The 19,038-nt window shown below is 66.7% G+C and carries 21 protein-coding genes and 1 pseudogene; 7 read left to right on the top strand and 15 right to left on the bottom strand.

Annotated features, from left to right (window positions below):
- Window positions 1-125: 125 nt before the first annotated feature.
- From AZKH_RS02080 to paaG, 12 genes and pseudogenes are all read right to left on the bottom strand, one after another.
- Window positions 126-1,271, bottom strand: coding sequence for an ABC transporter substrate-binding protein (locus tag AZKH_RS02080; RefSeq protein ID WP_015434075.1), 1,146 nt, complete (start codon window positions 1,269-1,271; stop codon window positions 126-128).
- 116 nt (window positions 1,272-1,387) lie between these two features.
- The gene (pcaF, locus tag AZKH_RS02075) at window positions 1,388-2,611 is read right to left on the bottom strand and encodes a 3-oxoadipyl-CoA thiolase (protein WP_015434074.1); all 1,224 of its coding nucleotides are present in this window, start codon (window positions 2,609-2,611) and stop codon (window positions 1,388-1,390) included.
- A gap of 61 nt (window positions 2,612-2,672) precedes the next feature.
- Complete coding sequence (locus tag AZKH_RS02070; protein ID WP_015434073.1) at window positions 2,673-3,332, bottom strand: TetR/AcrR family transcriptional regulator; 660 nt, start codon at window positions 3,330-3,332, stop codon at window positions 2,673-2,675.
- A gap of 37 nt (window positions 3,333-3,369) precedes the next feature.
- A complete protein-coding gene (gene paaE / locus AZKH_RS02065; protein ID WP_015434072.1) occupies window positions 3,370-4,455 on the bottom strand; it encodes a 1,2-phenylacetyl-CoA epoxidase subunit PaaE in 1,086 nt (361 codons plus the stop codon).
- A 40-nt stretch (window positions 4,456-4,495) separates the two neighbouring features.
- Window positions 4,496-4,987 carry a 1,2-phenylacetyl-CoA epoxidase subunit PaaD gene (gene paaD / locus AZKH_RS02060; RefSeq protein WP_015434071.1) on the bottom strand — a complete coding sequence of 164 codons (492 nt, stop codon included), beginning with the start codon at window positions 4,985-4,987 and terminating at the stop codon, window positions 4,496-4,498.
- A 7-nt stretch (window positions 4,988-4,994) separates the two neighbouring features.
- Window positions 4,995-5,762: pseudogene (gene paaC / locus AZKH_RS02055) on the bottom strand (1,2-phenylacetyl-CoA epoxidase subunit PaaC); the annotation flags it as partial.
- A 10-nt stretch (window positions 5,763-5,772) separates the two neighbouring features.
- Window positions 5,773-6,060 carry a 1,2-phenylacetyl-CoA epoxidase subunit PaaB gene (gene paaB / locus AZKH_RS02050; RefSeq protein ID WP_015434069.1) on the bottom strand — a complete coding sequence of 96 codons (288 nt, stop codon included), beginning with the start codon at window positions 6,058-6,060 and terminating at the stop codon, window positions 5,773-5,775.
- Window positions 6,061-6,127: 67 nt separating this feature from the next.
- Window positions 6,128-7,132, bottom strand: a complete 1,005-nt coding sequence (gene paaA / locus AZKH_RS02045; RefSeq protein WP_015434068.1) for a 1,2-phenylacetyl-CoA epoxidase subunit PaaA — start codon at window positions 7,130-7,132, stop codon at window positions 6,128-6,130.
- Window positions 7,133-7,157: 25 nt separating this feature from the next.
- On the bottom strand, window positions 7,158-8,477 hold the full coding sequence (gene paaK, locus AZKH_RS02040; protein ID WP_015434067.1) for a phenylacetate--CoA ligase PaaK: 1,320 nt from the start codon (window positions 8,475-8,477) through the stop codon (window positions 7,158-7,160).
- 130 nt (window positions 8,478-8,607) lie between these two features.
- On the bottom strand, window positions 8,608-9,072 hold the full coding sequence (gene paaI, locus AZKH_RS02035) for a hydroxyphenylacetyl-CoA thioesterase PaaI (RefSeq protein WP_015434066.1): 465 nt from the start codon (window positions 9,070-9,072) through the stop codon (window positions 8,608-8,610).
- On the bottom strand, window positions 9,065-10,597 hold the full coding sequence (gene paaH / locus AZKH_RS02030) for a 3-hydroxyacyl-CoA dehydrogenase PaaH (protein ID WP_015434065.1): 1,533 nt from the start codon (window positions 10,595-10,597) through the stop codon (window positions 9,065-9,067). The genes paaI and paaH overlap by 8 nt, the downstream gene beginning before the upstream one ends.
- Window position 10,598: 1 nt before the next feature.
- Window positions 10,599-11,432: a 2-(1,2-epoxy-1,2-dihydrophenyl)acetyl-CoA isomerase PaaG gene (gene paaG / locus AZKH_RS02025; protein ID WP_015434064.1), complete on the bottom strand. Its 834-nt coding sequence runs from the start codon at window positions 11,430-11,432 to the stop codon at window positions 10,599-10,601.
- Window positions 11,433-11,718: 286 nt separating this feature from the next.
- Here paaG and paaN point away from each other — a divergent pair, with 286 nt between their 5' ends.
- The 3 genes from paaN to paaY all read left to right on the top strand — a co-directional run bounded on the left by paaN (window position 11,719) and on the right by paaY (window position 15,401).
- Window positions 11,719-13,392 carry a phenylacetic acid degradation protein PaaN gene (gene paaN / locus AZKH_RS02020; protein ID WP_015434063.1) on the top strand — a complete coding sequence of 558 codons (1,674 nt, stop codon included), beginning with the start codon at window positions 11,719-11,721 and terminating at the stop codon, window positions 13,390-13,392.
- 76 nt (window positions 13,393-13,468) lie between these two features.
- Entirely contained in the window at window positions 13,469-14,752 is a 1,284-nt protein-coding gene (locus AZKH_RS02015; RefSeq protein ID WP_015434062.1) for a sensor domain-containing diguanylate cyclase, read from the top strand.
- Window positions 14,753-14,792: 40 nt separating this feature from the next.
- A complete protein-coding gene (gene paaY, locus AZKH_RS02010) occupies window positions 14,793-15,401 on the top strand; it encodes a phenylacetic acid degradation protein PaaY (RefSeq protein ID WP_015434061.1) in 609 nt (202 codons plus the stop codon).
- Between the two features lie 44 nt (window positions 15,402-15,445).
- Here the strand turns inward: paaY and AZKH_RS02005 are convergent, their stop codons facing one another.
- The gene (locus tag AZKH_RS02005) at window positions 15,446-15,862 is read right to left on the bottom strand and encodes a hypothetical protein (RefSeq protein ID WP_015434060.1); all 417 of its coding nucleotides are present in this window, start codon (window positions 15,860-15,862) and stop codon (window positions 15,446-15,448) included.
- A gap of 316 nt (window positions 15,863-16,178) precedes the next feature.
- On the opposite strand from AZKH_RS02005, the gene AZKH_RS02000 reads away from it, so the two are divergent.
- The 3 genes from AZKH_RS02000 to dmeF all read left to right on the top strand — a co-directional run bounded on the left by AZKH_RS02000 (window position 16,179) and on the right by dmeF (window position 17,865).
- The gene (locus tag AZKH_RS02000; RefSeq protein ID WP_015434059.1) at window positions 16,179-16,505 is read left to right on the top strand and encodes a cupin domain-containing protein; all 327 of its coding nucleotides are present in this window, start codon (window positions 16,179-16,181) and stop codon (window positions 16,503-16,505) included.
- 77 nt (window positions 16,506-16,582) lie between these two features.
- On the top strand, window positions 16,583-16,852 hold the full coding sequence (locus AZKH_RS01995; RefSeq protein WP_015434058.1) for a metal-sensing transcriptional repressor: 270 nt from the start codon (window positions 16,583-16,585) through the stop codon (window positions 16,850-16,852).
- A gap of 20 nt (window positions 16,853-16,872) precedes the next feature.
- Window positions 16,873-17,865 carry a CDF family Co(II)/Ni(II) efflux transporter DmeF gene (dmeF, locus tag AZKH_RS01990; protein WP_015434057.1) on the top strand — a complete coding sequence of 331 codons (993 nt, stop codon included), beginning with the start codon at window positions 16,873-16,875 and terminating at the stop codon, window positions 17,863-17,865.
- Window positions 17,866-17,871: 6 nt separating this feature from the next.
- Here the strand turns inward: dmeF and AZKH_RS01985 are convergent, their stop codons facing one another.
- Together AZKH_RS01985 and AZKH_RS01980 are read right to left on the bottom strand one after the other, a co-directional pair.
- On the bottom strand, window positions 17,872-18,288 hold the full coding sequence (locus tag AZKH_RS01985; protein WP_015434056.1) for a hypothetical protein: 417 nt from the start codon (window positions 18,286-18,288) through the stop codon (window positions 17,872-17,874).
- Between the two features lie 60 nt (window positions 18,289-18,348).
- Complete coding sequence (locus AZKH_RS01980) at window positions 18,349-18,768, bottom strand: bacteriohemerythrin (RefSeq protein WP_015434055.1); 420 nt, start codon at window positions 18,766-18,768, stop codon at window positions 18,349-18,351.
- Here AZKH_RS01980 and AZKH_RS01975 point away from each other — a divergent pair.
- Window positions 18,767-19,015, top strand: a complete 249-nt coding sequence (locus tag AZKH_RS01975) for a hypothetical protein (protein ID WP_015434054.1) — start codon at window positions 18,767-18,769, stop codon at window positions 19,013-19,015. The two genes, AZKH_RS01980 and AZKH_RS01975, sit on opposite strands and share 2 nt — an antisense overlap.
- The last annotated feature ends 23 nt before the right edge of the window (window positions 19,016-19,038 follow it).

The raw sequence follows: 19,038 nt of genomic DNA, 5'->3' as shown, positions 1-19,038 counted from the left end.
TTACAGCAATGGATGGAACCCCGCGCGGCGCGGGACATCCGTCCCTGGCCGTCGCGGTTCGAGCTCACGCCGGATGACCCCGGCGGGCGGTTCGGCGAGTCATGCGAGCGCCCTCATCCGGCTACTCATTTCACCAGCTTCCAGGCGCCGTTCTGGACCTGCACCATCACGCGCGCGCGCTGGTCGAGGCCCAGGTGGTCCGTCGGAGTCATGCTGAAGATGCCGTGCGCGGCCGGCACTTCCTTCAGGCCTTCGAGCGAGTCGCGCAGCGCGACACGGAATTCCTTCGTGCCCGGCTTGGCCTTCTTCAGCGCCGACGGCACCGCGGCGGCGAGCAGCACGCCGCTGTCCCAGCCGTGCGCGCCGAAGGTCGATACGCTGCCCTTGCCGTGCGCCGCCTCGTACTTGTTGATGTAGTCGAGCGCGCTCTTCTTGACCGGATTGCTGTCGGGCAACTGGTCGGCGACGAGCACCGGGCCGGCGGGCAGGAAGGTGCCCTCACAGTCCTTGCCGCACACGCGCAGGAAGTCGTTGTTGGCGACGCCGTGGGTCTGGTAGATCTTGCCGGTGAAGCCGCGCTCCTTCAGCGCCTTCTGCGGCAGCGCGGCCGGCGTGCCGGAACCGGCGATCAGCACCGCGTCGGGCCTCGCCGCCATGATCTTGAGGACCTGGCCGGTCACTGAGGTGTCGGTGCGGGAGAAGCGCTCGTTGGCGACGACCTTGAGCTTGCGCGCCTCGGCCACCGACGAGAACTGTTCGTACCAGCCTTCGCCGTAAGCGTCGGAGAAGCCGATGAAGGCGACGTTCTTCACCCCGTTGTTGGTCATGTGCTCGACGATCGCGGTCGACATTTGCGCGTCGTTCTGCGGCGTCTTGAAGACCCAGCGCTTCTTGTCGTCGACGGGGTCAACGATGCGGGCGGAGGCCGCCATCGAGATCATCGGCGTCGCCGATTCGGCTGCGACGTCGATCATCGCCAGCGAGTTCGGCGTGATCGTCGAGCCGAGGATGACGTCGACCTTGTCCTCGGAGATCAGCTTGCGGATGTTCTTGACCGCCGAGGTCGTGTCGGAGGCGTCGTCGAGGACGATGTAGTTGATCTTCTCGCCGGCGATCGTCGTCGGCAGGAGCCCGATGGTGTTCTTCTCCGGGATGCCCAGCGAGGCGGCCGGGCCGGTCGCCGACACGATCACACCGACATTGATCTCGGCGTGCGCGGCAGCGGCGAAGGCGAGTCCAATGGCCGCCATGAGGGAAATGCGTCGCTTCATGATGTGTCTCCTCCTCTCGTTTATGTACGACCGGACCTGAGGGAAGCCGCGGCCGCGCTATGCGAATTATTGCTTATGATACAATTATTGCAAGTCAAACATATTGATCTGAATCACTACTTCGTGCCGTTCGACACGCGTTCGATCACCATCGCGATCCCCTGCCCGACGCCGATGCACATCGTGCACAGGGCGTAACGGCCGCCGGTGGCTTCGAGCTGGCGCAGCGCGGTCAACACGAGCCGCGCACCCGAGGCGCCGAGCGGATGGCCGAGCGCGATCGCGCCCCCGTTCGCGTTCACCTGCGGGGCGTCGTCGGGCAGGCCGAGCATGCGCAGCACCGCCAGCGACTGCGCGGCGAAGGCCTCGTTGAGCTCGATGACGTCCATCTGGTCGAGGCGCAGGCCGAGCCGGGCGAGGAGTTTCTGCGACGCCGGCGCAGGGCCGATGCCCATGATGCGTGGCTCGACGCCGACGGTCGCCATGCCGAGCACGCGGCCGCGGGGCGTGAGTCCGTGGCGGGACGCGGCGGCCGCCGACGCGAGGAGGAGCGCGACGGAGCCGTCGTTGGTGCCGGACGCGTTGCCGGCGGTGACCGAGCCGTCCGGGCGCACGACGCCCTTGAGCTTCGCGAGCGCCTCGAGCGAAGTCGCGCGCGGATGCTCGTCCGCGGTGACGCGCAGCGGCTCGCCCTTCTTCTGCGCAATCTCGACCGGCACGAGCTCCCCGGCGAAAAAGCCGCGCTCGGCGGCGGCCGCATAGCGCTGCTGGCTGCGCAGCGCGAAGGCGTCCTGGTCGGCACGCGAGACGCCGAACTGCACGGCGACGTTCTCGGCAGTTTCAGGCATCGAGTCGATGCCGTATTGCGCCTTCATCAAGGGATTCACGAAGCGCCAGCCGATCGTCGTGTCCTCGATCTTCGCGCTGCGGGAGAAAGCGGAGTCGGCCTTGGCGAGGACGAAGGGAGCGCGACTCATGCTCTCGACGCCGCCGGCGATCATCAGCTCCGCTTCGCCCGCGGCGATCGCCCGCGCTGCAGTCCCGACCGCATCCATGCCCGAGCCGCACAGGCGGTTGATCGTGCCGCCCGGCACGGCGACCGGCAGGCCCGCGAGCAAGCCCGCCATGTGCGCGACGTTGCGGTTGTCTTCGCCGGCCTGGTTGGCGCAGCCGTAGTAGACGTCGTCGACCGCTTCCCAATCGACACCGGCGTTCCTCGCCATCAGCGTCTTGATCGGCAATGCGGCCAGATCGTCCGTACGCACGGCCGACAGCGCGCCGGCATAGCGCCCGATGGGGGTACGGATGCCGTCGCAGATGAACACTTCTCTTGAACTCACGCTACCTGTCTCCTCGTCTCTTTTTTCGGTGTAATTCGGTCAGCGGAACCCAACGACGTGCTCAGCCGGGCGGACTCTCCGCGAGCGCCCTGCCCTTGCCGCCGTCCTTGCCCTTCTCGACGTCGGAACTCATCAGCCCGCGCACGCCGTTCAGGAAGATCTGCGTGACGATCGGCGCCATGTCGCGGAAGGTCAGCGGCCCGTCGGCGCGCAGCCAGGTGAAGGTCCAGTTGATCATCCCGAACAGGATCATCGTGACCGCCTTGTCGAGCTTGCGCCGCTTGAGGCTGGGCTCGATGCGCACCAGCGCGTCGGCGAAGGCCGCGACGACGCGGCGCTGCTTGTCGTTGATATGGGCCGACTGCTCCTGCTGCAGGAACTTCACGTCCTGTACGAGCACCATGTGCTGGTCCTGCGAGTGCTCGTATTCGTCCATGAAACGCGTGATCAGCGCCGAGAAATGCGCGGCCGGGTCCAGCTTGCGCGCCTCGACCTCCGCGACGATCGCCAGCAGCTCGTCGATGTAGCTGTCGGCGATGTCGAACAGGATATGTTCCTTGTCGCGGTAGTAGTGATACGCGAGCGGCTTGGAGATGCCGCAAGCCTTCGCCAGTTCGGCCATCGAGGCGTTGTGGAAGCCCTTCTGCGCGAAGAGTCCCGCCGCCGCCGCGAGGATCGCGCCGCGCTGCTGTTCGAAATTGGCCGATTTGCCGCGTGCCATGCCCGGTTCCGTATATCGTGTGTTTGCCGTGCGCCGCTCAGCGCTCGTCGAAAGAAATGACGACGCGATCGGTGAGCGGATGCGACTGGCAGGTGAGGATGTAGCCGGCATCGATGTCCGGCTGTTCGAGGGTGAAATTCTTGTCCATGCGGACCTTGCCCTCAAGCAGTTTCGCGCGGCAGGTGCAGCACACGCCGCCCTTGCACGAATACGGCAGATCCATGCCGGCGCGCAGCGCGACATCGAGGATGGACGGATCCTCTGCACGGAACTCCATCTCGCGCTTGAGCCCGTCGGCGATCACGGTGACCCTCGCCTGCGTCGCGTCGCCCGGCTCGACGTGGTGCTCGGGAGCCGTGGCCGGCACGCCGAAGCGTTCGAGGTGAACGTGATCCGGCGAGACGCCGGCGCCGAGCAAGGCGGCCTCGACTTCGTCGATCATGCCGCCGGGGCCGCAGATGAAGGCTTCGTCGATGGTATCCACCGGGATCAGCGTGTCGAGGAACATGCGCACGCGTTCGCCGTCCAGCCGCCCGTTGAAGAGCGGCACTTCCTGCTCCTCGCGCGAGAACAGGTTGTACAGCGTGAAGCGCGACATGTAGCGGTTCTTCAGGTCTTCGAGCGTCTCGGCGAACATCACGCTCGCCTGGCGCCGGTTGCTGTAGACGAGCGTGAAGCGGCTCTTCGGCTCGGCGCGCAGCGTGGTCTTGATCAGCGACAGGATCGGCGTGATGCCGCTGCCGGCGGCAAACGCCACGTAGTGCTTCGCCTGCGCGGGGTCGAGCGGCGTATGGAAGCGCCCTTCCGGCGTCATGATCTCCAGTACGTCGCCGGCCTTGATGCCGCCGTCGTTGGCCCAGGTCGAGAACACGCCGCCGTTGATCTTCTTGATCGCGACGCACAGCTCGTCGTCATCGACGCCGGAGCAGATCGAGTACGACCGGCGCAGCTCCTCGCCATTGACCGACACCTTCAGGTTCAGATGCTGGCCCTGCTCGAAGCGGTAGTCCTCGGCGAGCGCGGCCGGGATCTCGAAGCGCAGGCTCACCGCCTCGGGCGTCTCCCGCCGCACCTCGGCGACTTTCAGGGGGTGGAACTTCGGCGTTCTGTGCGTCGTCGTCATGTCTTTGTCTCCTCGATCGCTTCTGTCGGCGATTCGGTTCTTAAATGGGCTTGAAGTACTCGAACGGCTCGAGACAGCTCTGGCAGCGGTACAGCGCCTTGCAGGCGGTCGAACCGAATTGCGACAGGCGCACCGTGTCGGTCGAACCGCAGCGCGGGCAGGCGAGTTTTCGGGGCACGAAGCGGATCGGCTGAGCACCGCCCACAGGAGCATCGCCGCCCGGAGGCGCGATGCCGTAGGCGCGGAGCTTTTCCTTCGCCGGCTCGGTGATCCAGTCGGTGGTCCAGGCGGGCGCGAGGCGCGTCTCGACGGAAACCTCGCCCGCACCGGCGGCGACCAGCGCGTCGTGGATGCTCTGCGAGATGACCTCAGTCGCAGGGCAGCCGGAATACGTCGGCGTGACGACGACGTGCAGGCCGCCCTCGCGCGCAAGGACTTCGCGCACGATGCCGAGCTCGGTCACCGAGATCACCGGGATCTCGGGATCGGGCACGGCGTGGAGGACCTCCCAGGCCTGGGTTTCGGTGATCATCGCCGCATTACCACTGGGCGCCCGGATAGGTGCGCTGCAGGTACTGCATCTCGGACAGCAGGTGCCCCAGATGCTCGCTGTGGCGGCCGAACTTGCCGTAGGACTTGAACGGCGTGCGCGCCGGCACGGTCAGCGTCGCCTCGTTGAGGACCGGCACGACCGCCGCTTCCCACGCCGCCTCGAGCTCACTCCACGCGGGGCCGATGCCGGCGGCTGCAATCGCCTCGTCGGTCGGATTCGCGGCGAAGAACTCGGCGGTGTAGGGCCACAGGTAGTCGAGCGCGGCCTGCGTGCGCTCGTGCGATTCGGCCGTGCCGTCGCCCAGGCGCACGACCCAATCGCCGGCGTGCTGGGCGTGGTAGCGCGCTTCCTTGAGGCTCTTCGCGGCGATCGCGGCGAGTTCGCTGTCGGAGGACGCCAGCAGGCGTTCCCACAGCAGCACCTGGAAGCTCGCGAAGAGGAAGTTGCGCACCATCGTGCGGCCGAAGTCCGCGTTCGGCAGCTCGCACAGCGTCAGGTTGCGGTAGTGCATCTCGGTGCGCAGGAAGGCGAGCTGGTCTTCGTCGCGCCCCTGGTCTTCGAGCTTCCCGGCGTGCGTGAGCAGCATGCGGGCCTGGCCGATCAGGTCGAGCGACATGTTCGCGAGCGCCATGTCCTCTTCCAGGACCGGCGCGTGGCCGCACCATTCGGACATGCGCTGGCCGAGGATCAGCGCGTTGTCGCCGATGCGGGTGACGTACTCGATGTGAGCAGTGTTGGGGGTCTGAGTCATCTTTGCGGCCCTCTCACATGTGGTTCACTTCGTCGGGCAGCTGGTAGAAGGTCGGGTGACGGTAGATCTTGTCCTCGGCCGGATCGAACAGCTCGGGCTTCGCGTCCGGGTCGGAGGCGACGATGTGGTCGGCCTGCACGACCCAGATGCTCACGCCTTCCTGGCGACGGGTGTAGACGTCGCGCGCGACCTGCAGCGCGAGCTTCGCGTCGGGCGCGTGCACGCTGCCGCAGTGCTTGTGATCAAGGCCGTTCTTGCTGCGTACGAAGACTTCCCACAGCGGCCATTCCTTGCGTTCCATGTCTCTTCTCCTCTCTTGAGGGCTGGCCGGAGCCGCCCTTTCTATCGGTGTGTTCGGGATATTCCGTTCAGGCGGCCTGATGCTCGCGTGCGGCACGCTTGCGCTCGTGCTCGAGCGCGGCCTCGCGCACCCAGGCGCCGTCTTCCCACGCTTCCACACGCGCGGCGAGGCGGTCGACGTTGCCCTGGCCGTGACCATTGACGACGTTCCAGAACTCGTCCCAGTCGATCGCGCCGTAATCAAAATGGCCGCGCGACTCGTTCCACTTCAGGTCCGGGTCGGGCAGCGTCACGCCGAGCACCTTCGCCTGCTCGACGGTCGCGTCGACGAACTTCTGGCGCAGGTCGTCGTTCGAGATGCGCTTGATGCCCCAGCGCGAGCTCTGCCCCGAATGCACGGAATCCTTGTCGTGCGGGCCGAACATCATGATCGACGGCCACCACCAGCGATTGACCGCGTCCTGCACCATCTCGCGCTGTGCTTCGGTGCCCTTCATCATCGTCAGCAGCAGGTCGTAGCCCTGGCGCTGGTGGAAGGATTCCTCCTTGCAGATGCGCACCATCGCGCGGGCGTAGGGGCCGTAACTGCACTTGCACAGCGGGATCTGGTTCATGATCGCGGCGCCGTCGACGAGCCAGCCGATCACGCCGATGTCGGCCCAGGTCAGCGTCGGGTAGTTGAAGATCGAGCTGTATTTCGCCTTGCCGGTGTGCAGCGCTTCGAGCAACTCGTCACGCGACACGCCCAGCGTCTCGGCCGCGGCGTAGAGATAGAGGCCATGGCCGCCCTCGTCCTGCACCTTCGCGAGCAGGATCGCCTTGCGCTTCAGCGTCGGCGCACGCGTGATCCAGTTGCCTTCGGGCAGCATGCCGACGATCTCGGAATGCGCGTGCTGGCTGATCTGGCGCACGAGCGTCTTGCGGTAGGCCTCGGGCATCCAGTCCTTCGGCTCGATGTAGCCGCCGGCGTCGATCTTCGCGTCGAACTCGGCCTGGTAGTCGGGGTTCTCGACGACGCGCGGACCTTTCGCTTCGGTGGTCTGCTGGGGAATGTCCAGAGCTTGTGTGTACATTGCGATTGCTCCTTATGGCGCTTTCTTATTTGGGCCGGCGGTCGATGACGCGCTTGGCTTTTCCGACGGTGACGCGCTCGATCGAGAACGGCTCGCCGACGATGACCTTCGACGACACGCCGATATGCGTCTTGATCCGGTGCGCGAGCTCCTTCGCGAGCGCCTCCTTCTGCTCGGGATGGCGGCCGACGTTGGCTTCCGGGTTCACCTCGACCTTCACCGTCAACGTGTCCATGTGCCCGTCCTTGTCGACCTCCAGCAGGTACTGCGGCGCGAGCTTGGGCATGTGGCAGATCAGCTCCTCGATTTGCGTCGGGAAGAGATTCACGCCGCGGATGATCAGCATGTCGTCCGAACGGCCGGTGATCTTCGCCATGCGGCGCATGCTGCGCGCGGTCGGCGGCAAGAGGCGCGTGAGGTCGCGCGTGCGGTAACGGATCACCGGCATCGCTTCCTTCGTCAGCGAGGTGAACACCAGCTCGCCTTCGGAGCCGTCCGGCAGCACTTCGCCGGTGCGCGGATCGATGATCTCGGGATAGAAGTGGTCCTCCCAGATCACCGGCCCGTCCTTGGTCTCGACGCACTCGCTGGCGACGCCCGGGCCCATCACTTCGGAAAGGCCATAGATGTCTACCGCATCGATCCCTGCGCGCGCTTCCACCGCCTCGCGCATGCCCTGGGTCCAGGGCTCGGCGCCGAAGATGCCGATCTTGAGCGACGTGGAGTGCGGGTCGATGCCCATGCGCTCCATCTCGTCTAGCACGGTCAGCATGTAGGAAGGCGTCACCATGATGATGTCCGGCTTGAAGTCCTGGATCACCTGGATCTGCTTCTCGGTCTGGCCGCCGGACATCGGCACCACAGTACAACCGAGCTTCTCGGCGCCGTAGTGCGCGCCCAGGCCACCGGTGAAGAGGCCGTAGCCGTAGGACACGTGCACCATGTCGCCGGGCCGGCCGCCAGCGGCGCGGATCGAGCGCGCGACCACCGTCGCCCAGGTGTCGATGTCTTTCAGCGTGTAGCCGACCACCGTCGGCTTGCCGGTCGTGCCGGACGACGCATGCACGCGCGCCACCTTCTCGCGCGGCACCGCGAACATCCCGAAGGGGTAGTTGTCGCGCAGGTCGCTCTTCGCGGTGAAGGGAAACTTCGCGAGGTCTTCGAGCGTCTTCAGGTCGTCCGGATGCACGCCCTTCGCGTCGAAGCTCTGGCGGTAGTGCGGCACGTTCTCGTACGCGTGGCGTACGCTCCACTTCAGTCGTTCCAGCTGCAGCGCGCGCAGTTCGTCCTGGCTGGCCTTTTCGATCGGCTCCAGATCGGCTGGCGGCGGGGTTCTTACGGGCATTGCCATCTCCTCCAAGTTTTCCGGTTCGCGCGGATTTCGTTTTATGGATCCGGAATTATCGCGACGCTGCCGCCACACTCCGGATGATCCGCGTCAAAACCTATTCACAATTCCTGTCCGCATATTCCTTTCACAGCTCGACGACCGCCCGGCCCTTCAGCCGGTAGGACTTGCCGCGCATCACCGCGATCAGCTCTCCCTTCTGGTTCGTGACGCTGATGTCGTACACGCCGGTGCGTCCCGCGGCGAACACCTCCTTCGCCTCAGCACACAGCAGGTCGCCGGGGCGGCCCGGCGCCATGAAATCGAGGCTGATGCCGGAGGCGACGGTCTGCTCGTTGTAGCTGTTGCACGCATAGGCGAAAGCCGTGTCGGCAAGCACCGTGATGAAGCCGCCGTGGCAGATCGCGAAGCCGTTCAGCATCTCCTCGCGCACCGTCATCGTCAGCTTCGCGTAGCCGGGGCCGACCGCCTCGAAGCGGATGCCGTTCGCGCGCAGCACGCGGTCGTTCTCCGACATGCCGTCGCGCACGCGCTCGGCGACGGTCTGCGGGTCGAGTCCGTTCGTCATGTCGCGGTAACCGGCCTCAGTCATACAGCGCCTCGCCGTTGTAGGCCTTGCGGCGTAGCAGCGGCGACACGCGGTAACGCTCCTCGCCGTAGTGCTCCTTCAGGTTCGCGAGCACATCGACGACGAAGCCCGCGCCGAGCATGTCGGCCCACGCGAGCGGCCCGCCCTTCGGGTAGTTCGTGCCGTAGCGCATCGCGGTATCGACGTCGCGCGCGCTCGCCACGCCCTGCAGCACGGCGTCGGCGGCCTCGTTCGCGAGCATCGCGACGGTACGCAGCGCGATCAGCCCGGCGACGTCGTCGATCACGCTGACCTTGAAGCCGGCTTTCTGGAAGGTGCCGGCGACCGCTCGCAGCGCACCGAGCCCGCACTGGTCGGCGCGCGTGAGCCCGATGCGGCTGCTCGTCGAATAATCCAGGCAGAGGTCGAAGAGGACGAGGTTCGGGCAATGCTCCTCGACCGCACGGAAGGTGGCGGTGCGGCCATCGGTCAGCGCGACGCGCGCGGCACCGATCTGCATCCAGCCGCGGCGTCCATGCATGCCGGATTCGCGACGCACCTCGATGCCGGCGGCCTCCAGCCGCGCAAGCAAGGGCGCCGCGGCGCCGATGTCCCCGACCACCGTGATGCGCGATTCGCCGTCCTGCGGCGGCTCGTCCTGCGGCACCGGCTTCGCGGCGAGCTCGCCGTATTCATAGATGCCGCGCCCGGTCTTGCGCCCGAGGCGCCCGGCGGCGACGAGTTCCTGCTGGAACTGGCTCGGCGCGTAACGGCGGTCGCAGAAGTAGGCTTCGAAGACCGACTTCGTGACCGCGAAATTGATATCGTGACCGATCAAATCGATCAGTTCGAACGGGCCCATCGCGAAGCCGCAGCCTTCGCGCAGGATCGCGTCCAGCGTCGCGGGCTCCGCCTCGTGCTCGGCGAGCACGCGCAACGCCTCGGCGTAATAGGGACGCGCGACGCGATTGACGATGAAGCCGGGCGTCGACGCCGCATGCACCGGCATCTTGCCCCACTCGCGCGCGGTCGCGTACAGGCTGTCGGCGACCTCGCGCTCGGTGTTGAGCCCTGACACGATTTCGACCAGCGCCATGCGCGGCGCCGGGTTGAAGAAGTGCATCCCGACGACGCGACCGGGACGCGCGAGCCCGGCCGCCATCGCATTGATCGACAGCGCGGAGGTATTGGTCGCGAGAATCGCCTCCGTGCCGAGCAGGCCTTCGAGTTCGGCAAAGAGCTTGCGCTTCACGTCGAGGTTCTCGACGATCGCCTCGATCGCGAGGCCCGCGTCTTCCGCGCCCGCCAGTATCGCGACCGGCACCACACGCGCCAGCGTCGCCTCCGCCTCGGCCTCGTCGAGCTTGCCCTTCGACACGAGGAATTTCAGATCCTTCTCGATTGCCGCGCAGCCGGCCGCGATCGCTTCCGTGCGACCGTCGTAGAGATACACGGTGTGGCCCGCGCGCGCCGCGACTTGGGCAATGCCGCTGCCCATCGCGCCGGCACCGACGACCAACACCTTCACGTCTTTACCGAGAGCCGCCATCTCAGTCCCCCTTGAACCGAGGCGTGCGCTTTTCGATGAAGGCGGCGACCCCTTCGCGGTAGTCGTTCGACTGGCCGCACACCGTCATCAAGTCGCGCTCGAGATTGAGCTGGGTCTCGAAGTCGTTCGTCGAGCTCGCCCACAGCGCCTGCTTGGTCTTCGCGTAACCGAAGGTCGGCCCTTTCGCGAGACCGGCGGCGACCTGCTGCACCGTCGGCATCAGCGCCTCGTCATCGACGCACTTCCAGATCAACCCCCAGGCCTCGGCCTGTTCGGCGGAGAGCTTCTCGCCCAAGAGTGCCATGCCCATCGCGCGGGCCGGGCCCACGAGACGCGGCAGAATCCAGCTGCCGCCGGTGTCCGGCACGACGCCGAGCTTGCTGAAGGACTGGATGAAGCTCGCCGAGCGCGCCGCGAACACCAGATCGCAGGCGAGCGCGAGGCTCGCGCCGGCACCGGCTGCGACACCATTGACCGCAGCGATCACCGGCAACTCCAGGCTGCGCAGCGCGAGCACCAGCGGCTTGTAGTTCTTCTCGACCGATTCGCCCAGATCGACCGGCGCAGCGCCCGGCGCGACCGCGCGGTCCGCCAGATCCTGTCCCGCACAGAAACCGCGCCCCGCGCCAGTAAGCACCAGCACCCGCACGACGCCCGTCGCACGCCCCTCCTTCACCTTGGCCAGCGCCGCACGCACTTCTTCGTGCATCTGCGTCGTGAAGGAATTCAACCGATCCGGCCGGTTCAGCGTCAGCGTCGCGACGCCGTCGATCACTTCCAGGCGAATCGTCTCGCCCTGCATGCCCCATTCGGTACTGCCCAGCTGGCTGCTCATGCGTCTCCTCCTGTTGCGACCTCTGCACAGGCTGCCGCCTCTGCAGAAATCCCTTGGTTTGTTCGGCCCGGAAGGTTTCTAGACCTTCAGTCGGCTGACCGGTCGCATCTCGCTTTTATAGCCGCCGCGTTGTTTGACCGACCGGTCAATCAATAGTAAGCTTGATCCAGATCAAAAAACAACTACTTTTTGCTTGACAGGTTTCCGCGGCGCAACACGGCCGTTTCAAGTCGAAACACTTCCCCACGGGTTCGCAGAAATCCGCCCGCCACCAGAGGAGACACCCATGTCAGTCACGCCCGCGCAGCTGTTCGACAAGCATCACGGCACGCTCGAAGCCGCCGTCCAGGCCATCCATACCCGCGGCTATTGGACGCCCTACCCCGAGATGCCCAGCCCCAAGATCTACGGCGAAACCGCCCAGGACGATGGCCGCAAAGCCGTCGAAGCCTGCTTCGGCCGCGAGTTCGAGCTCGGCCAGCCGGGCCAGACCGGCTGGATGGCCACCGAGCGCTCGCCCTACGGCGTCGAGTTGGGCGTGCGCTATCCGGTGTGCGATGCCGAGGCGCTGATCGCCGCGGCGCAAGCCGCGATGCCGGCTTGGCAGCGCATCGGCGCGCAGGGCCGCGCCGGCGTGTGCATGGAGATCCTCGAACGCCTGAACAAGAGAAGCTTCGAGATCGCCCACGCGGTGATGCTGACCACGGGCCAGGGCTGGATGATGGCCTTCCAGGCCGGCGGCCCGCACGCGCAGGACCGCGGCCTCGAAGCGCTCGCCTACGCATGGGACGCGATGAAGGCCGTGCCGGCCGAGACCGTCTGGGAAAAGCCCCAGGGCAAGAACCCGCCGCTGAAGATGCAGAAGCACTTCGAGATCGTCGGCCGCGGCGTCGCGCTCGTGATCGGCTGCGGCACCTTCCCGACCTGGAACACCTATCCCGGCCTCTTCGCCGCGCTCGCGACCGGCAACCCGGTGATCGTCAAACCGCACGGCAACGCGATCCTGCCCGCGGCCATCACGGTGCGCATCGCACGCGAAGTGCTTGCCGAGGCGGGCCTCGACCCGAACCTCGTCACGCTCGCTGCCTTCGACAAGCGCGACGCGACGCAGAAGCTCGCGACCCATCCGGCCGTCAAATCGATCGACTTCACCGGCGGCAACACCTTCGGCCAGTGGCTGATCGACAACGCCCGCCAGGCGCAGGTCTATGCCGAGCTCGCCGGCGTGAACAACGTCGTCATCGAATCGACCGATAACTACAAGGCGATGCTGCGCAATCTCGCCTTCACGCTGTGCCTGTATTCGGGCCAGATGTGCACGACGACGCAGGCGATCCTCGTCCCCGCCGGCGGCATCGACACCGACCAGGGGCACAAGAGCTACGACGAAGTCTGCGCGGATCTCGCCGCGGCTATCGACAAGTTCCTCGCCGACCCGGCCGTCGCCACCGCGGTACTCGGCGCGATCCAGTCGCCCGACACGCTCACCCGCATCGCCGAAGCCGTCGAATACGGCCGCGTCGTGCGCCCCTCGACGAAGATCGAGCACGCCGAATTCCCGCGGGCCGAGGTCCGCAGCCCGCTCCTGCTCGCCTGCGACGCCGCCGACGAGAAGAGCTATATGGAAGAGCGCTTCGGCCCGATCAGCTTCGTCGTCCGGGTCGCTGACGGCGCCGCGGCGATTGCCCTGTCCGAACGCATCGTGCGCGAGCATGGCGCGCTCACCGTCGGCGTCTATTCGACCAAGCCCGACGTCATCGACGCGATGACCGAAGCCACGTGGCGCGCGGGTGTCGCACTGTCGATCAACCTGACGGGGGGCGTCTTCGTTAACCAGTCAGCGGGCTTCTCCGACTATCATGGAGTCGGCATGAACCCGGCCGCCAACGCCAGCTACTCCGACAGCGCCTTCGTCGCGAACCGCTTCCGCGTCGTGCAGCGGCGTTACCACATCGACTGACCCGGTCGCGGTCGTGCGGCCCGCGGAGTACGCCACCCCGCGGGAATCCGCCGCCCGGCCGAAACCGAGACCGCAGATGTTCATCACCGGCAACCACAAGACCCTTTCCGCCTCGCTCGAAACCATCGGCGCCGCCTTCGCGATCTTCGACCTGAAGGACAGCGCGAAGGGCGCGGTGCTGGTCACGGCGAATTCGCGCTTCGAGCAGATCAGCCACCGTCCCGTCGCCGAATGCATCGACCGGCCGCTGACCGAATTCCTGCCACGCTACCTGGAGAAGTCGCTGCGCACCTGCATCGCACACTGCCAGACGGTGCAGGGCGCACAGGAGGCGGAGCTGGTCGTCGAGCGCGGCGGCGAGAGCCACTGGTGGCGCCTGGTGGCCTCGCCGGTGCTCGCCGGGGACGGCGCAACCACGCGCGTGATCGCGACGCTGATCGAGATCACCGAGCGCAAGCAGCTTGAACATCAGCTCGAAATCGTCCGCCAGCGCTTCGAGGCCGTCGTCGAGAGCGCCTACGACGGCGTGATCACCGTCGACGAAAAGCAGACCATCAAGCTGATGAACGAGGCCGCGCGCTACATCTTCGGCGTCACGGGCGAAGAGGTCGTCGGCACCCAGCTCACCCGCTTCATGCCCATGCGCTTCCGCGAACAGCATGGCGATCACCTCGCGAGCTTCCGCGACTCGCCCGTCAATGCGCGTCCGATGGAGTCCCGCGCCACGGTGCGCGGGCTGCGCGCCGACGGCACCGAGTTCCCGATCGAAGTGGCGATCTCGAAGATCCGTGTCGGCAACGAAATGGAGATGACGGCCGTCGTGCGCGACATTTCCGAGCGCGCGCGCCTGATCGAGGAACTCTCGCGCGCCGCGACCTACGACGCGCTGACCGGCATCCACAACCGGCGCTTCGCCGATGCGACGCTCAAGACCGAGATCGGCCGCTGCCTGCGCTTCGGCCATCCGATGTCGGTCGTGCTCTTCGACCTGGACGGCTTCAAGCCGATCAACGACAACTACGGTCACGCCTGCGGCGACCGCGTGCTGCAGGCCGTCGCGGACAAGGTCCGGAGCAGCGTGCGCGAGATCGACATCTTCTGCCGCTGGGGCGGCGAGGAGTTCCTCGTGATCCTGCCCGGCACCGACAAGACGAGCGCCGCCGTGTGGGCCGAACGGGCCCGCGCGCTGATCGCCGCCGAACCGGTGACAGGTTGCGCCGAGCCGATCCCGGTCACCGCGAGCTTCGGCGTCGCCCAGTTCGATCCCGACACCCCGTCGCCGCACGTGCTCGTCGAGCGCGCCGACGACGCCCTTTACCACGCCAAGCAGAACGGCCGGAACCTGGTGGTTCGGGCCTGAACTGCGCACCGACGCACTCCCAGCCCCTACGAGAGATCCCATGCCCTGCTACGAAATCGACGGCCTGCGCCCCGTCGTCCATCCGAGCGCCTACGTCCATCCCGACGCCGTGCTGATCGGCGACGTCCACATCGGCCCGCGCTGCTACGTCGCGCCGCTCGCGAGCCTGCGCGGCGACTTCGGCCGCATCATCCTCGAAGCCGGCAGCAACGTGCAGGACTGCTGCGTGATGCACGGCTTCCCCAACATGGACACCGTCGTCGGCGAGGACGGCCACATCGGCCACGGCGCCGTGCTGCACGGCTGCCGCGTCGGCCGCAACGCGCTCGTCGGCATGAACGCCGTCGTGATGGACAACGCCGTGATCGGCGAATCGGCCATCGTCGCTGCCAGCGCCTTCGTCAAGGCCGGCATGGAGATCCCGCCGCAGGTGCTCGTCGCGGGCATGCCGGCGAAGGTCGTGCGCCCGCTCACCGCGCAGGAGATGAGCTGGAAGGTCGACGGCACCACCACCTACCACGACCTCGCGCGCCGCAGCCTCGCCACGCTCAAGCCCTGCGAGCCGCTCACCGAGGCCGAACCCGACCGCCCGCACATCGACATCCCCGGCATCGTGCCGCTCGTCGACCTGAAGAAGAACGCCGCCTGAGCCGCGCGGCGGCCGCGCCTTTCCGGCCACCGCCTTGCCTGCACTCAGCCGCCGCGGTCCTCGCGTTCCGGACGCTCGACGCGCTCGGGCCGCTGGATGCGCTCAAGCTTTTCGGGGCGCTCGAGGCGCTGTAGGCGTTCGGCCTTTTCCGGGCGCTCAGGCTTCTGCAGGCGTTCAGCCTTTTCGACCCGCTCGCCGCGCTCGCGGCGCCCCTGACGCTCCATCTTCGTGAGGCCTCCGTGCCGCACGCCATCGTCGACCGTACCGTCGCCGCGCACCTTCACCCCTCCCACGCCCGCGCCGGGCTGCGTGTCGTCGACGGTCCCGTCGCCGCGCAGCTTCACGCCGGACACGTTCAGATCGTCGCCCCCCCAGTCGGCGAGCGCGTTGCCGGCCCCCACGCACGCCGCGAGGGCAACGGCGAAAAGTTCGAGGCGAATCCTGTCAGTTGTGGTCGTCATGATTTCTCTCCAGTCGGATTGAGGACATGTCGCCGCGCGGACGAACCGGTGGGCAGCATGTTTCGTGGGATTTATTCCCACTTGACTGAATCAATGCATGGCGCATGCCAGAAACGCCGGCGCCGGTCTCGCAGCGCCGAATCGCCCGGTTCCCAAGGGATTCGCAATCCACTCAGACACGCGACGGCCGGAGGCTCGCCCGTTTCGCCCCGCCGGCCGGGCGATATGCCCCACCCAATCGGCGCTTTCCCCCACCACCTCGCCGATCCGACCGATGCCGTCTATCCTTGTACCGCCTTCGCCGCCGGAACCCGCCATGCCCGATCACGGAAACCTCCTTCGCCCACTGGCCGTCCCCGCCCCCGAGGAAGTCTTCGAGACCTTGCTCGACCTGCCCGGTGCGCGCATCGAGCGCATCGTCTCGCACGGCCACGCGAGCCCCGAAGGCTTCTGGTACGACCAGCCGCAGGCCGAATGGGTGATGGTCGTGCAGGGCGAGGCCGTGCTCGCCTTCGACGACGGACGGCAACATAAGATGCGCGCCGGCGACTGGATCACGATCCCCGCCCATTGCCGTCACCGCGTCGAATCGACCGGCCCCGCAACCGTGTGGCTCGCCGTGCATTGCGCCCCGACGCCATGACGCCACGCGTCGTGGCAGTCCCTTGAGCATCCGCGTTTCGCTTGCCGTATCCCCTCCCCCAGGATAGGATAATCGCCATGAGCGAGCACACTTCCCACCCGGACATCATCAAGCGCCTGAAACGGGCCGAAGGGCACCTGCGCAGCATCATCACGATGCTCGAGGCGGGTCGCCCGTGCATCGAGATCGCACAACAGTTGCAGGCCGTCGAAAGCGCGGTCGCGAGCGCCAAGAAGACGCTCGTGCACGACCACATCGACCACTGCCTCGACCACGCCGCGGCCGAAGGACGCAAGGACCCGGCCGAAGCGATCCGCGATCTGAAACAGATCACTCGCTACCTGTAAGGCCTGCCGTGAACACGACGATGAGCGCGACCCCGAACAATTTTCAGCAACCGCACGTTTTCGACACCGGCAACCTCGCGGCTGAAAAAGGCACGCGCCTGGTGATGGCGATCACCGCCGTGACGATGGTCGTCGAGATCCTCGCCGGCTGGTGGTACAACTCGATGGCGCTGCTCGCCGACGGCTGGCACATGAGCTCGCACGCGCTCGCGATCGGCCTGTCGGCCCTCGCCTACGCCGCCGCGCGGCGCTATGCGAGCGACCCGCGCTTCGCCTTCGGCACCTGGAAGATCGAAATCCTCGCGGGCTTCGCGAGCGCGATCTTCCTGATCGGCGTCGCGCTCGCGATGGTGGTGGGCTCGGTCGAACGGCTGCTTGCACCGCAGCCGATCCGCTTTACCGAGGCCATCGTCGTCGCCGTGGTCGGCCTGATCGTCAACCTCGTCTGCGCGCTGATCCTCGCCCGCGCTGGCCAGCATGGACACGACCATGGGCACCATCACGACCATGATCACCACGGCCACGCCCATCACACGCACCATCACCACTCCCACGAGGACGCGCACCACCACGACCTGAACCTGCGCGCTGCCTATCTTCATGTAGTCGTCGATGCGGCCACATCGGTGCTCGCGATCGTCGCCCTGCTGGGCGGCATGCTCTTCGGCTGGAACTGGCTGGACCCCGTGATGGGCCTCGTCGGTGCGGTGCTCGTCGCACGCTGGTCCCAGGGCCTGATCCGCGACACCGGCAAAGTGCTGCTCGACCACGAGATGGATCACCCGATCGTCGCCGAGATCCGCGCAACGCTCGGGGGCCATCCGGCCTGGCAGGCGCCGCCGCAGGTCATCGACCTGCACGTGTGGCGCGTCGGCCGCAACAGCTTCTCGGTGATCATCGGCCTTGTCAGCGACGATCCGGTGATCACGCCGGCAACGGTGCGCGGCGCGCTCGCGGAGCATGCCGAGCTCGTGCACGTCACCGTCGAAATCAACCGTTCAGCGGACCTCTAAGACGCATCAAAGGTGGTGGCACACGCGGCACAGCGCGCTGTCGCGATTGTCCCGCCGCAGATAGGCCGCAGGCCCCGCGACTTCCTGCGCCCCCTCGTGCTCGCGATGGCAGCTCAGGCACTCCACCGTACCGCTCGACGACAGGCGCAACTCGTCGATGTCGAGCAGCCCGTCGCCATTGCTGTCGAAGAAGGCCGTGCCGTCGGCTGCGCGCTGCGGCAAGACGTATCCGCCACCTGCCGGCACGGGGACGCCGACCGGATGGTGACGTGCGCCTTCGATGTAATACGCTGAAAAATCCGCCGCCCCCTCGGGCCGGGGCTCGGGACCGTGGCAAGCGCGGCAATCGACGTCCTGCGCGAGGCAGGGGCCCGCCAAGCTCAGGATGACGAACTGTCCTGCCAGCAAAAGCGCGCTGCGCACGATGAACCTCCCGCAGACCGGAGCCTGCCCCAGTATAGGCAAGCCGGCCAGGACGCGCCCTCAATCCTCGGACTCGGCCGTTACCTGCGTCTCGCGATGACGCCGAATGGCCAGCGCCAACAGCCGATCCTCGGCAACGATGTGTCTCAGCAGCCAACGCTGCATGAACTTCGCAAGCTCCGAAAGCCTGCGCTCGCGGGCGATCAGATCGTCGATCTGGTGCCGGATCTCGTCGTACAAGGCGCGATGCTCGCGCCGGTGCAAGTCGGCGAACTCGTAGCGGCACTCCACCATCAAGCGCTCTTCCCGCTCGAAGTGGTGCAGCGTGTAACGCCCGAGTTCCTCCAGAACCGCCTGCGTCGTCTCGTGGCGGCCGCCTGCCTTCATTATACGATTGAGCATCGCGACCATGACGCGGTGGTCCTCGTCGATCTCCGCGACCCCGACCTCCAGATCCGGCGTCCAATCGATCGTGAACATGGCTCAGGCTCCCACGCCGGCAAGCCGGAAGCGCTCGGTCATCTGCTTCGGCGCGCTGGTCGAGCCGACAGCAATCACCACGCTGGCGGTCACCGCCACCGCGAGCAACGCCAGCATTCTTGCCTTCACGGACGAGAGGAACATTGTCTGTCTTGATGAGAATCGGACTGTCGGCGATACGCTCTCCGTCGGCCGTCCGCTTATTCCCTTCGGCGTACGTCAAAGCGGCCAGGAAGCCCTATTCTAGGGCCTCTAGACCCTCATCAAAAT

Source organism: Azoarcus sp. KH32C (assembly GCF_000349945.1).
GTDB lineage: Bacteria > Pseudomonadota > Gammaproteobacteria > Burkholderiales > Rhodocyclaceae > Aromatoleum.
The sequence above is the reverse complement of the archived record's forward strand: the minus strand, read 5'-3'. Positions and strand labels throughout refer to the sequence as shown.